9 protein-coding genes are annotated in these 15302 nt (G+C 42.9%); 7 read left to right on the plus strand and 2 right to left on the minus strand.

Annotated features, from left to right (window positions below):
* Positions 1-136: 136 nt before the first annotated feature.
* The 6 genes from R8P61_31680 (at position 137) to R8P61_31705 (ending at position 5424) form a co-directional block, all read left to right on the plus strand.
* On the plus strand, positions 137-970 hold the full coding sequence (locus R8P61_31680) for a MoxR family ATPase (GenBank protein MDW3651685.1): 834 nt from the start codon (positions 137-139) through the stop codon (positions 968-970).
* 98 nt (positions 971-1068) lie between these two features.
* Entirely contained in the window at positions 1069-1485 is a 417-nt protein-coding gene (locus tag R8P61_31685) for a hypothetical protein (GenBank protein MDW3651686.1), read from the plus strand.
* Positions 1486-1515: 30 nt separating this feature from the next.
* Positions 1516-1959 carry a hypothetical protein gene (locus R8P61_31690; GenBank protein MDW3651687.1) on the plus strand — a complete coding sequence of 148 codons (444 nt, stop codon included), beginning with the start codon at positions 1516-1518 and terminating at the stop codon, positions 1957-1959.
* Between the two features lie 30 nt (positions 1960-1989).
* Positions 1990-2526: a hypothetical protein gene (locus tag R8P61_31695; protein MDW3651688.1), complete on the plus strand. Its 537-nt coding sequence runs from the start codon at positions 1990-1992 to the stop codon at positions 2524-2526.
* 172 nt (positions 2527-2698) lie between these two features.
* Positions 2699-3922 (plus strand): VWA domain-containing protein, encoded by a 1224-nt coding sequence (locus R8P61_31700; GenBank protein ID MDW3651689.1) that lies wholly within the window; start codon positions 2699-2701, stop codon positions 3920-3922.
* Between the two features lie 62 nt (positions 3923-3984).
* Entirely contained in the window at positions 3985-5424 is a 1440-nt protein-coding gene (locus R8P61_31705; protein ID MDW3651690.1) for a pentapeptide repeat-containing protein, read from the plus strand.
* Positions 5425-5489: 65 nt separating this feature from the next.
* On the opposite strand, the gene R8P61_31710 is transcribed toward R8P61_31705, so the two are convergent.
* Positions 5490-6365, minus strand: coding sequence for a hypothetical protein (locus tag R8P61_31710; protein ID MDW3651691.1), 876 nt, complete (start codon positions 6363-6365; stop codon positions 5490-5492).
* Between the two features lie 224 nt (positions 6366-6589).
* Positions 6590-7441, minus strand: coding sequence for a hypothetical protein (locus R8P61_31715; GenBank protein MDW3651692.1), 852 nt, complete (start codon positions 7439-7441; stop codon positions 6590-6592).
* Positions 7442-7731: 290 nt separating this feature from the next.
* On the opposite strand from R8P61_31715, the gene R8P61_31720 reads away from it, so the two are divergent.
* Positions 7732-15270 (plus strand): ThuA domain-containing protein, encoded by a 7539-nt coding sequence (locus tag R8P61_31720; protein MDW3651693.1) that lies wholly within the window; start codon positions 7732-7734, stop codon positions 15268-15270.
* Positions 15271-15302 lie beyond the last annotated feature (32 nt).

Here is a 15302-nt window from a genome sequence, read left to right on the forward strand (position 1 = left end):
GGCTAAAAAATGCATGTTAGATGTGCGAAATAGCCTGCGAAAATTTGAGATAAAACGCAGAATTCCTTCAGAAGCCTCTCTTCCTTTTCGTCTTTCGTCAGCTAATGGCTATTTTTACTCCCAAGAAAGCTATTCTATGAAATTTGAAGGAAGTTCTACCTACGTCGCCACCCGTGAATTGCAAGTTGCTGTAAATGCTTCTATCCATCTTCAAAAACCTCTGATTGTCAAAGGGGAGCCCGGAACCGGAAAAACCCTGCTTGCAGAGGAAATTGCCCAGGCTTTGGGAAAGCGGATGATCAGCTGGCACATCAAATCGACTACCACCGCCCAACAAGGCCTTTATGAATATGATGCTGTATCCCGTTTGAGAGATTCTCAACTGGGCTCGGACAAGGTTGAAGATATTGGCAACTACATCAAAAAAGGTAAGTTATGGGAAGCCTTTGAAGCAGAGGAGCAGGTAGTATTGTTGATCGATGAGATTGACAAGGCCGATATAGAATTTCCCAATGACCTTTTACTGGAGTTGGATAAAATGGAGTTTTACTGCTACGAGCTTCAGAAGAGTATTGGTGCGAAGCATCGTCCAATTGTTATTATTACTTCAAATAATGAAAAGGAACTTCCCGATGCCTTCCTTAGAAGATGCTTTTTTCACTATATCCAGTTTCCGGACGAAGCAACTATGAAGAGAATCGTAGATGTTCATTATCCCCAATTGGACCAAAAACTACTCAATCGCGCCATGAAGGTCTTCTATGAGGTCCGCGATATCAAAGGAATGAAGAAAAGACCTTCTACCAGTGAGCTGATTGACTGGATCAAACTATTGATCCTCGAACGCATTTCCCTTAAAGACCTGGAAGCCGTTAACCTCAAAGAAAACCTCCCGCCTTTCGAAGGAGCCCTGATCAAAAATGAACAGGATTATGATTTGATCGAGCAACTTCGCAAATGGGGCCGCTAACATAATTTTTCAGAGATATTTAGAATCAGGTTACGATTTTTCCCTTCAGGATACTAAAGGGAAAGAATTCATCTTGCCTTCGATTTAGGTCTCTGGAAATGAAGAAAACGGCTTTACTATTAATCTGTTCCCTGCTACTGCATGTGCCACTGCTTGCCTGCCCACAGGACGAACTCAAAGAAATGAAAACCAAGATGGGTATCCTGCAAAACAACAAAGGAGTTCCCACGGCTTTCAAGCAGCTAGGAAAAACAGCTTTTTATGCAGCAGTCTGTCAGTACTTTCATCCAAAGACTGGTATGTGTTTAAAAGATGCCAGGTCCTTTTCACTCGAACAGATACAGTCAGCACGAACAAAAGCCCTCATTCGTTTTGAAGACGCGCTACGATCAGGAAAAGGCGTTAACCTTATGCCCTCAGACCTTTATCAACAGGCAATGGATCGTTACCCGGGTTCACGATTAGAAGCTTTGATCAAACGCTTCAAATTCTATTTGGGAAGTCTTTCCCTATAGGAAACCCCTTAACCAATAATCTATTAAGAAATGAAAAAGATTCTGATCCTCTCCCTCCTGATGTGTGTTGCTTTTGCTTTGCAAGCACAAAAATCGGTTAAGATCTCTTCTAAGGTAAAATACCTGAAAAGAAATCTGAGTAAAGATGCCAAAGTCAGTTCTAAATTTAAGGCTGTATTAGGACCTATTATACTAGCCAATGATGATGACGATTGTACACCTCCTCCCTGTACAGGAATCATTGATCCCTGGACCTGCGAATGCTATTCTGATATCGTTGATCCCTGGGAAGAAGATAAAATCGTTGCCAAAATGAAGGCCATTCAGAGGTTTGAGCAAGGATTGAAAATGGGTGAGGGAGGTTCTATCATCATGATTGGAGAATATAAAGCTGCCCAAAAACGTTTTCCAGGTAAGTCCTTAAAGGCAATGGTCAATCGCCTGAACTACTATGCAGACGTAGCAAGTAAATAATCCTATTTATTCCTAAAAACACACGAAATCATGAACAAAATAATCAGCATCCTCAGTATTCTCTTTATTCCATTAATGATGAATGCTCAAACTGTATATGAGGTCGAAATGGTGGCTAATAATACCGTAGAAGTTTCCGGAAATCTTTCTGATGGTGTCCAAATCTCTGACCTCTCCTGGGCCTGGAACAGCTCCGTAGCCTGTTTTCCTGCTACCCAGTCACAAAAATTCACGGGAAATCACGTACTCTATAAATCTGTGATTCCTAAATATTCCGAATTGGAGATCACGGTCATCCCCAAAGACAAAAAGGCCAATTTTAGCATTTATGCCTATGAAATTGGAGTAGGGGGCGATCGTATTGTACCCAATTTGCCTTCCTGTATCCGCTGCGAAGCTGACCACAAATGGGATCGTCCCTGGAAAGGCAAGGTGCAGAACCATACGCGTACCGTCAAGAATCTTGTAGCCATCAATCGGCCCTACCAGGTAGTAGTAGGGGTAGTTGGAGCGAATGGACTGAGTGAAGGTGAGTATACTTTGCAGTTTAAGTTGAAGAGCCGATAGGAAAATCGTCTTAGTGTTTTAGGGTGTTAGCGTGTTTGAGTTCGTAAAGAATACGGATATTAAAATAACGCTAACACCCTAATCCTCTAATACACTAACACATCAAAAGCCTTCAGCTTTGTTTTCCACCCACCTTCTCACTAATTTTAATGATCCAGAAATTCGGATCATTATGTTCCTAAAATTCTTCTTTTTATTGCGCCAATATGGGATCAGAACTTCTCTAAAGGAGTATCTGCATCTGATGGAAGCCCTTAAGCAGGATTTGGTTGAGCCCGACCTGGAGCAATTTTATTACCTGGCACGTACGATCTTGATCAAGCATGAAGGCCAATTGGATGCCTTTGATGTTCTTTTTGGTCAGTACTTTCAGGGTAAAGAGGGTATGGCCGATGATTTTTGGGAAGAAGTGCCGGAAGAATGGCTAAAAGCGGAGTTGGAAAAGCATATCAGTCCGGAAGATTTGGAGGCCATTGAAAAAATGGGAGGTTTGGATGCGCTTATTCAGCGCTTCAAAGATCTGATGGCTGAACAGGATGAAGCCCACCAGGGAGGAAATAAGTGGATTGGTAAAGGAGGAACTTCTCCTTTCGGAGCGGATGGCTATAATCCTGAGGGCTTTAGTATCGGACAGAAAAAAGGCAAGCACGGCAATGCCATCAAAGTATGGGACAAGCGGCGTTATGCCAACCTCAATGATAAAGCAGAACTCAATACCCGGAACATCAAACTGCTACTGAAAAGATTGCGGGTGCTGACGCGTGAAGGAACCCCCAATGAACTGGACCTGAAAGATACCATTCGCCGTACCTCTGAAAATGCAGGTATGCTGGACATCAAAATGAGGCCCAGTAGAAAAAATCGGGTGAAAGTTTTGATGCTGCTGGATGTGGGAGGCTCAATGGACCACTATGTCGAGCTATGTTCTCAATTATTTACCGCCGCCCGTCATGAGTTTAAACAACTGGAATTTTACTATTTCCACAATAGCGTGTATGAATATGTCTGGAAAGACAATACACGCAGGCATAGTGAAAAGACTTCCGTTTGGGAACTCATCAACAGATACAATCGCGATTATAAAGTGATCTTTGTAGGAGATGCTGCGATGTCTCCGATCGAACTTATGTACAAAGGAGGTAGCGTAGAGCACTGGAACGAAGAGCCCAGCTTACTCTGGTTGCAGCGCATGAAAGATCATTTTGAATTCATGGCCTGGATCAATCCCACGGCTGAATATGAGTGGAGGTATTACGAATCGACCTTCATACTGCGAAAATTCTTTGCCTATCGCATGTTCCCCATGACCCTCGAAGGCATCCAATCCACCATGAAGGCCCTCAATGATCAGCGGATCAGGCATGGGAATGAAGAGGATACTCGGCCATATCAGTAGGCTCTGCCAGGAAAATTCTATCCTTGATTTAGCTTTTACTTTGAGGAGATAATATTATAGAAATGCAGGAACACCCCCTTCTCAAAAGAAAGATTTATCTATTCTCTCGAATGCAGTTTGTAAAATTTTTGATACTCCTTCTACTAATAGGAGCATTTCATTTTGAAGTTTTTCCGCAAAACAGCCAGCCTGATACAGTGGGGGATTTTGAACTGGTGAAATGCGACCTAAACGAAAAGAATCTAAGAGGCCAAAATCATAAAGGCTGTTTTACAAAAGCTAATTTTAGACGAACCCATTTTCAAAAGAAGCAGTCATTTGCTAATAGAAATTTTCTCTCTGACGTAGATTTTTCTATTGCTAAATTTTATGGTGAAGCTAATTTCATGGGGGCAACTTTTGATCAAGGAGTTAAGTTCTCAGGTACTAGATTTGAAGATGTCTCCAAATTTTATGAAGTCCGATTTAAAGGCAAATCACATTTTGGATCTACAGACTTCCAAGGTAATTCTGATTTTTTGCGATCAGAATTCGAAGGACCTGTTTCTTTTGTAAATACAAAATTTAAGGAAGCTCCAGATTTCATAGAGGTAAAATTCAAAGATGATGTCTCTTTTGAAAGGACACTTTTATCAGATGGTACAGATTTTAGAGATGCTGAGTTTTTTGGTGAGGTAAATTTTTCGTACGCGAATATTGGCAAGTGCAGTTTTCAGAATATTTTGTTACCAAAGAGACTAATTTTTCATGAAACGACATTAAGCAGGCTGTTGGATTTGTCATTTGTCCGAAATAATGAAAATGCAAGAGCTCCTATAGTTTTATCTAAAACTCCAATAGATAGCTTGAAATTTGATTACTCTCAGTTTTTTTTAATTAATGGGACGATTAGAATTCCTTATCCCTTCTTGAAGAAAGGTTCGGAAAGGGAGATGAAGATTGTTTCAAAAGAGGAAATTGAAAAAATGTACTTTGATATAATGAGAATGCAAAAGAGGTATAATTATGTCGAAGGATACCAATATGCAGATTTAGATTATCAAAAATGGAAACTAAGTACAGGCTTTTTCTATGAAAAATTTATTATTCTTCCAATAAAGAAGAGATGGGATAATTTTGGCTATAATAAAGACTTAATCTTTACAAATACATTTATCCTTTTTTCCATATTTTTCCTAATAACGATTTCACTCTTTCCGTATTTGGTTACTAAAGTATATAATCCTGCAAGCTTAAAGGGTTTAAAGGATAGTCTCAATAAAAACAGACATGATTACAAAAAGTTGATTCAATATCTTAGATTAATTCCATATGCATTCTACTACACCTTAATTATATTTTTCGGGTTAAGAATGGAATTGAACAATTTTATGATTGACGGAAATCCCAACCATCACAGCTACAATTTAAAGAAGAAACTTTTAGGGGGGTATATTTTAGTGATGTATGCTGTGGGTCTAATTTGTACTGCATACTTAGCTCGCTATGTAATTTCTTCCTAAAAAAATTCCCGACCTGTTTTTCACAGGCCGGGACGTGTATGAAGAAACAATTTACCCCAATGTTTTTAAAAGGCTAATAATGCTTTCAGGCCCTCCATAGGAATGGACTCCACGTACATACTCAGACCGATTCCCATTAGCACGGCAATTGCGGCTGCTGTGGCTGTATAAAAATTAGATCTGGAAGGCTCTCTTTGCTTTCTTTTTAGCATACCTTCATATACGCTCAGCCTATTCTTCTCCTCTCTACTCATAGAAAGAGGTTTGTAGAGGCTACTTTCATGGTCTTCGAGGAAATACAATCCCCAGGGCAACTTCCCACTTTCGATATCCTGAATGTCGAATGGCCATTTGAAATGATCCTGCTCTATATCGTATTTCAATCTGTAGGCACCGAAACGCGGAAAACGTTTTTGGACACGTACCAGGGCTTGTTGAATACTGGCTCCTTTTGCAAGTGCTTTATAGAAGGTATTGGCCAATCTGTGAGAACGTCTGTCTCGTTTTTGTGTTTCCGAAATCATGACTGCAGGGATATCTCTCCGCGCCAGCATATCCAGCAAACGAGGAGTTGCACATCCATTTAGGTAGACCAGCTCCAGATTTGGGAGCAAATCAATTACCCGTGATAATTCATCGATATGAATATGCCATTCGGATTTTCCTGCTTCGATTCTTAGATGTTCACTTTCTGCATGACCACTAAAGTGCAGAACTTTTACCCGTTCCTGGTAATACTTTCTCCCAATAAAATCTGGAAAGAAGTAGGTGTTTACTACAGGATCTTTGTGAACAACTTCAAACAAAGGTTTTTTAGATCCGAAAGAGAGAATCTTTGATATACGCTGTCTTTCATTAAAAAGGTAATTCAGTCTTTTGCCTTTGCGAGAGCTATTTACGCAAGCTAGATAGACGATCGGTTTTTTGGTTGTCATTTCCATGGATACAAGAGCTTTTTGTGTAAGATGAATGTTAAAGGTGATCCATCATTGAGAAGTATGGAAATCCGCAAAAATCTAAATGATCCCTGTAGAATCTTTTGCTTTCCGCTTCATCAGTCAAACGACTAGTCAAAAAGATTTACACCAAAAAGGACCGAAAAAAAGAAATCCCGGCATTTCAAGCTTGCCGGGATTAGTCAAATAAGGATGTTTAAAAACGATATTTAAAAGGCAAGGAGATTGCTTAGACCTCCCGCTTCATCTTGTCCGAAATAGATCAGAGCAAGAATGAAGGTAATAGCTGCAGCAATGGCAGCAAATCGATACGTGGAAGAATAATCTTCTTCTCCCTGTTTTACATAATTCGAAATGGGAAGAGAAATTCCTTCATGATCCCGGTGTGAAATGGGTTCATACAGCTGGCCTTCATGTTCGGCCAGATAATAGAGCCCCCAGGGAATCTTTCCGATTTCCAGTTCTACGGGCCAGTCAATTACATCTGACTCAATTTCGTAGTCTAATTTAAAGGAACCGAATTGAGGGAAAACTTCCTGAACGCTGAGTAAAGCCTTTTGTACAGATGCGCCTCTGCTAATCTCTTCATAGAAGGTGCTGGCAATGTCCATACTTCTTTTGTCTTTACTCTGTGTCTCGCAGACCATGATCGCCGGTACATCACGCCTTACCAGCATGTCCAATAATTTCGGGGTGGCGCATCCATGAAGGAAGACCAACTCGAGATTTGGCAGTAAGGCAATGAATTTCGACAGCTCATTTACATGAAGGCTGGTTTCTGCTTTTCCGGATTCAACACGCAGATGCTCGCTCTCGGCTTCGCCCATAAAATGCAGGACTCTGATCCGATCGAGATCGTAGTTTTTGTTGAGATAGTCGAAAAAGTAAGAATTGGCGGACGGGTCTTTGATGACGGGTTCAAACAACGGTTTCTGGCGACTAAAAGAGAGGATATTCTGAATAGCCTTTCTTTGTTTTACCAAATACCGAATACGCTTGCCGCTGCGAAAACTATTAACGCAGGCAAGATACACGATGGGTGTTTGGGCCGTGTAAGCCATGGTGCTAGGGCTTAAATTTGGATTACAATTAAGAACAATTACGATGCATAAATTATCAAAGCTGTGAATGAAAAGAGGGTGAGAATGCGCGAGCTGTAATTTATCCTGTATGAACGGTAAGATAAATCAGCAATTTTTAGGAAAATATAAGTCGATCAGCCGTATCTTTGTACCATAGGGGACAATCTTTTTAGGGAAACTATTACAGGGATACTTTTACACATTTACGGTGTAAAGAGCCTTTGCCTATATGGGGTATTTTATTGGCAGAGGGCAAATGAACACGAAGAATGAAAAAACTTTACCAGCTAATCCTTTGTCTGGGTTATGTTTGCTGGATTTGCTTGCCTGAATACTCCTTTGCACAATGTGGCAATGGAAATTTCAAAGTCTTGCACTACACGGAGACTTCCGGTTATAATCACAACACCCGGAGTCAATCCTTGTCCATGTTTCAAGCTATCGGGAGTGCCAATGGATTTACCGTTACCAATGACCAAAGTGGAGCGGAATTCAATTCTCTGGCAAATCTACAGCAATATGCAGTAGTCATTTTCTCCAATACTTCCGGCAATAATATTCTCAACGCTACCCAAAGAGCCAATTTCGAATCCTATATTCAGGCTGGAGGCAGCTATATGGGTATACATGCGGCCTCAGATACCTATCGCCATAGTTCGGCAAATGGAGGGTCCCGAGGTACCTGGGACTGGTATGCGGAAAATGTCGCAGGCTGTAGTGTCCAGGAAAGCCCCAACCATACCAGCCAAAATCACAACAATAATATGACCCAGCAGTCTCCTGGACATCCTACTTTAGTAGGTTTGCCCAGTCCCTGGAATAAAACAGAGGAATATTATTATTGGGAAAATGGATACCTCAATTCTTCTTTTACTGAAGTTCTGAGAGTGAATCGCACGGGAGGGGCGAGCTATGATGCAGAACGAATGACCACTCATATAAAGGAATTGCAATGGGGAGGGAGAGCATTTTATACTTCCTTAGGTCATGCGCAAAGCAATTTTACTTCTGACCAGAATTTCAGAACCCTCCTGACCAATGCTGTCAGTTGGACTGCTGCGCCGAATACAGGAGGTGGAGGCTCCGGACTTAACCTTTCTGCCAGTATCAGCAATGCTAGCTGTGAGTTGAGCAATGGAGCCATAGATCTGAGCGTAAGCGGAGGCTCAGCTAGCTATTCCTATACGTGGTCCAATGGATCGAATAATCAGGACATCAGCAACCTGGCACAAGGTAGTTACAATGTCCTGGTAGATGATGGAAATGGCTGTACAGAACGCGATACATTTGTCGTGGGGAATTCTGCTTCCAAGCCCTTACTTAACCTCAATATTGGCCAGAAGATCTCCTGTTTTGCTGCAAATGATGGCGAGATAAATAGTACCGTTTTAGGCAATGGAGCTCCTTATTCTTACATCTGGAATACAGGCGCTACCAATCCTGATCTTACAGGCATTGGTGCCGGTACCTATCAATTGATTATCACTTCAGTTGCAAATTGTAAAGATACTGCAGATATCATCTTGAGCGAGCCTGCTGCATTGCAGTTAACTCTGCAAATACAAAGTAATCCGAGTTGCGGAAATCCGACAGGAGGAGAGATACTGGGACAGGCTAGCGGAGGAAGCGGGACCTTGTCCTACCTTTGGAACACCGGAGCCAATACCAGCTTGATAAGCGGATTGGATTCGGGAAGATATATACTCACAGTAACAGATTCAGCCCTCTGTAGCATACAAGATTCTGTCCAGTTGAGTTATTCCAGTTTTGGATTGACCCTGACGGAAACTCAGTCTATCGATTGTTTTGGAGGAAATGAAGGAGCAATAACGCCTAGCCTTTCTGGAGGCAATCCTCCCTTCAGCTATTCCTGGAACAATGGCCAAACGACAGCTGTTGCCAGCAATCTTTCAGCAGGATGGCAGGTATTGACAGTGATCGATAATGATGGCTGTACAGAAAGAGATTCTTTGCTCCTCAATCAGCCGGACTCACTCCAAACGGGACTACTAATTGATCAGAATATCGAGTGTTATGGTGAAGCAAATGGAATATTAACTTCAACTCCTATCGGCGGTACAGCTCCATATAGCTATATCTGGAATAATATTGCGGGAGTTGATAGTCTGAAAAATCTGGATACGGGTCTTTATAGACTGGAAGTTTTGGATGCAAATGGATGTAGTGCGATAGATAGCATCAGACTGGATCAGGCGGATTCCCTAAGCTTACAATTTCAGATTGCCCAGGAAGTTTCCTGTAATGGCGGATCTGATGGTCAAATTCTGAGTATAGCTGGTGGAGGGGCCTTACCCTATAGCTATAGCTGGAATTCTGGTCAAACTACAGCAGATTTAAATGCGATCCCTGCCGGGAACTATACCTTATCCCTGACAGATGCTAATAGTTGCCTGCTTCAAAAATCTATTAATCTCAGCGAACCCACTGCCATCAATGCAAGTCTGAATCTTGTCCAGGAACTTAGCTGTTTCGGAGGAATGGATGGCCAAATGTCCGTTAGCATCAGCGGAGGAAATCCTCCCTATACGTATAGCTGGTCTTCAGGTGCTACGGATAGCATTGCAAATAATCTGAGTGCGGGTATGCAAATTCTGGAAATCAGAGATAGTAATAATTGTCTGTGGACAGATTCTCTCCTGATGCCTGAACCAGCAGCTTTGCAATTAAGCCCTCAGATCCTTCAGGCAGCCAGTTGTAATGGTGCGGCCAATGGGGAAGCCAAAGTAAGTGTAAGCGGTGGAACAATGCCGTATTCCTACCTCTGGTCTTCCGGCCAAACGGATTCTGTAGCTACTGGACTTATAGCCGGGATTTATCAGCTCATTGTTACAGATGCAAGTGGATGTCAGGATTCCGTAGATGTGACTGTCAATAACAATATCCCCTGGTCTCTGAATATATTACAGACAGCACAGATCAATTGTTTTGGAGATAGCACGGGAGGATTGAGTGTGGAGGTGCAAAATGGAAATGGCTTTGAACCCTTTAGTTTTTTATGGTCGAATGCGGCTACAGATAGTAGTTTGACAGGCCTTCCGGATGGATCATATAGTGTTACGGTTACAGATAAAGATGCTTGCCAGCAAAGCAGTAGTTTTCAGCTACAGGCACCAGATTCGCTGGTAATACAATTATCCCTGCAGACCCCTATCTCATGTTTTGGAGCCACTGATGGGGTTCTACTTGCTACCCCCAGCGGAGGAACGGCTCCTTATAGTTATAGTTGGAGCAATGGGCAAAGCGGGGCTTCAAACAATGGAGTAGGAGCTGGTATGATGCTGTTGACAGTTACCGATGCGAAAGGCTGTGTTCGAACAGACTCTATACAGGTCAATGAACCCGCAAGCATTTCCATCAATTTCCAACTTCAAACAGCAATTTCCTGTAATGGCTTATCAGATGGTGCACTCCTCGCAACTCCCAGTGGAGGAAACTCTCCTTATACCTACACCTGGGCTGATGGACAAAGCACTCCTATTGCTAGCGGTTTGGCTTTCGGATGGCAAGCTATTCTTGTACAGGACGCCAATGGATGCCAGGTTCAGGATTCAATTCTCCTACTCGAACCTTCAGCCATAATTGCAAACCTTAATTTGGTTCAGGAAGTTAGCTGCTTTGGGGAAATGGATGGGCAGATGTCCGTGACTGTTAGTGGAGGAAATCCCGCTTATACCTACAATTGGTCTTCTGCGGCGACTGATAGTATCGCAAATAATCTGAGTTCAGGTATGCAAATCCTTGAGATCAGAGATAGTAATAATTGTCTTTGGACAGATTCCCTACTCATGCCGGAACCCGCAGCCCTGCAATTGACTCCCCAGCTCCTTCAAGCTGCCAGTTGTAATGGGGTGGCTAATGGAGAGGCCAAAGTTAGTGTCAGTGGGGGGAGCAGACCTTATAGCTTCTTATGGTCCTCCGGTCAAACTGATTCTCTTGCGAGCGGACTCATGGCAGGAATTTATTCGGTTATCGTGACGGATGCCAATGGATGTCAGGATTCGGTTGATGTAACGGTCAACAATAATATCCCCTGGTCGCTGAACCTTCTCCAAACAGCGGGAATTGATTGCTTTGGAGAAAGTACAGGAGGACTGAGTGTAGAAATCCAAAATGGAATTGGAGCTGAACCTTATTCTTTCCTGTGGTCAAATGGCGCCACTGATAGTAGCCTTGTAAACCTTCCTCCAGCTTCCTATACGGTCACCGTGACAGATAAAGATGCTTGTCAGGCCTCTGCCAATATCAGTCTACAAGAACCGGATTCTTTAGATCTTCAACTGAATCTGCAATCCGCCATCAGCTGTTTCGGGGCCGATGATGGAATTGTGAATGCAGTACTAAGTGGAGGTACAGCTCCCTATACCTATGCATGGAGCAATGGGCAAAATGGAGTGCTAAACAATCCGGCAGGAGCAGGAATGCTGGTCTTAATAGTTACGGATGCTAATGCTTGTACAAAATCGGATTCGATTCTTTTGAGTCAACCGACAGCTTTAACCATCAATTTCCAAATACAAAATCAAATCTCCTGCAATGGATTGTCCGATGGAATCGTGGAGGCGCTTCCCACTGGAGGAACTTTACCCTATAGCTATAACTGGTCAAATGGGCAGAATACAGCAGTCGCTAGCGGCCTGGGAGTAGGTTGGCAGCTCCTACAAATTCAAGATGCAGCGGGATGTACGTTTACTGATAGCATCTTCCTGGCTCAACCTTCCGCGCTGAATGTCATACTAAGTGAAACTTCTTCTATCAGTTGCAATGGCGCCCTGGATGGGGAACTTCTGGCAACTGCTTCCGGTTCACAAGCTCCCTATACCTATCAATGGAGCAATAATGTATCTACTCCTTTGAATAGCAATTTGGGAGCGGGTCTGTATTCGGTCATCGTACAGGATGCAAACTTGTGTTTAGATACTTTGACCTATAGCCTCAATCAGCCAGATTCGATTCGGATTGATCTTCAGCTAACACAATCTATTCTTTGCGCCGGAGATGAAGATGCCGTGCTTAATGCTTCAGTTAACGGAGGTAGCGGGCCATATACTTACAATTGGTCCAATGGAGCTATAACTTCCTTTTTAACCAATCTCGGACCCGATACCTATTCGGTGACCGTAGATGATGCGAATGGCTGTCGGGATTCTGCAAGCTTTATACTAAGCCAACCAGATAGTCTGGATTTAAGCATTACGGGATTGCAAAATGTGAGTTGTGCAGGAGGTATGGATGGGAGTGCAACTTTGATTGTAAATGGAGGGAATCCTGCTTATTCTTATTTGTGGGGGAATGGAGCGAATACCCCTTCGGTCAGTAATTTGGCAGCAGGTCTTCAAACAGTCCGGGTTTTTGATACCAATGGATGTACCGATAGCCTGCAGTTTTTGCTGGATGAAAATCCGGCTATACAAGCCAGCATAAATGTAGATCAGGAAATTTCTTGTTTTGGTGGGAATGATGCCATCCTTTCTCTAACAGCTAGTGGAGGAGTAGGAACCCTGACCTACCAATGGAGCAATGGCAGTAACAACCAAACGGCCAGTGGCTTTACCGCCGGGATTGCAAGTGTGTTAATCTCGGATAGTTTGGGTTGTAGTATCAACCTGAATCAAAATTTAGTCAATCCCCCGGCCCTCCAGTCTCAGCTGATTTTACAACAGCCTCTATCTTGCCCGGGGGTATCGGATGCATCCTTACTCATTAGGCCCTCAGGTGGGACAGCTCCCTACAGCATTTTGTGGAACAATGGATCTACAGACAGCCTAATCAGTAATTTGTCAGCCGGACTGTATAGCCTTGTCGTAACAGATAGCAAAGGCTGTACAGAAAACCTGGATACGCTTTTACAGGCTCCCACAGTAATCAGTAGTACACTTAACCTAAGTCAGGCAATTTCCTGCAATGGAGCCATGGATGCCAATATTGATCTGAGTATCAGTGGCGGCTCTCCTGCCTTTAATTTTTTATGGCAAGACGGAAATACGGATCAAAACCGCATAGGAGTCGGAGCGGGGACCTATACCGTCGAAATACAAGATGCCAATAGTTGTTTACAAAGAGATACGATTATTGTAAATGAACCGGCTTCATTGACAGCACAATTGAACCTCATTGATAGTGTGTCATGTGAAGGTATGCAGGATGCAATTGTAGAAGCTATAGTGAGTGGAGGTACAGGCAACTATACCTTCCTCTGGTCCAATGGAGAGACGGGATTTCGTGCAGAAAGTCTGGCTGCCTCTTTTCAGTCTGTAGAAATCAGAGATGCCAATAACTGTATTTTTATCGATAGCCTGCTTGTACCGGAACCGCTAGTTTTGACAAACACCTTCAGCAATCTTGATCCGATTAGTTGTAATGGAGCTGCTGATGGGGCTATTCTGGCAAATGTAAGTGGAGGAACACTTCCCTATCAGTATAGCTGGAACGGACAAATCGGGGATTCCGTGGCGACTAACCTATCGGCGCAGCAGCACCTATTGGAAATAGTAGATGCCCGGGGATGTAGGTTGAGAGATAGTATTCTTCTTAATCAGCCTGAGGTAATGGCCTTGAATCTGGTTCTGATTCAGGATGCCAGTTGTGAAACAGCAAGCGATGGAAGCGCCCTGGCTGAGGTCAGTGGGGGACTCGCTCCATATCAGTTTAGCTGGAGCAATGGATCGAGTTTGGATTCCTTATCAGGCGTGGGTTCTGGGACCTATACGGTTCTGGTTCAGGATTCATTAGGGTGCGCGATTCAGGACTCAATACAGATCGGAGAGAACCTTAGTTGGACTGCGGAAATATTCTTATTGGATTCTATCAGTTGCTATGGTGGGACGGATGGAGAAGCTAGTGTGAGTTTGGATGTATCCAGTACAGGTTTCACTTTTCTTTGGGATAATGGGGAAATGAATGATACGGCTATATCTCTTCCCGCAGGAATTCAGCATGTAGTAGTGCTAGATAGCTTTTCCTGCGAAAGGACCTTGAGTATTGAACTTCCTCAACCGGATTCTTTGGATATTTTCGTAAGCATAGTATTTACAGAGCCTGGCCAAAGTAATGGTGCTATTAGTATTGACTCTATCGCTAATGGGAATTCTCCTTTCAGTTTCCAATGGTCTACAGGAGCTACCACAAATCAGATCAGCAATTTGGCTGCAGGTCAATATGATGTTCAGATTATAGATAATAAAGGCTGTGAATCCTATCGCAGCTACAGCATAGATACCACTGCCTTTGAATGGGAAAATTTTGAGGCCATCCCTGATTTCGCCCGAAATCGAGTTCAACTTATCTGGTCAGCAAGAAGGGAAATCAATAACAAAGAATTTACCATAGAAAGATCTCTGGACAATATCCTTTTTGAACAACATATGGAGATACCATCGGCTGGAGATTTTATTGGATTGAGGTCTTATGAAGCCTTTGATCTTACACCCCTGCCCAATAAGAGCTACTACCGGATCAAGCAAAGCTTTTTCAATGGTCGCTTTAGCTACTTCTCCCAAACCAGAGAGGTTCTTTTCTGGGACTTTAGCCCTGGGTTTTTGGTCGCTTATCCCGTTCCGATGAATCAAGGGGAGGACTTGAATGTAGAGCTTGAAATGAAGGACGATTCTGAAACTACTCTCTTCATTATCAATACGCTGAACCAGGAGGTTCATCAACAAAGAATAGAGAATCCTGCTGAGAGGCAAATCCTTGCTTTGCCAACTTCAGGATTCAGTCCGGGACTCTACTATATTCTGGTAAATAATGCTACGGAGAGATATTCTTTCTCATTTCAGATAGAAGGCTAGAAAGAGGCCTCAATTCCTTAGTTGTTAATTCT

This window comes from Bacteroidia bacterium, assembly GCA_033391075.1.
GTDB lineage: Bacteria > Bacteroidota > Bacteroidia > J057 > J057 > JAWPMV01.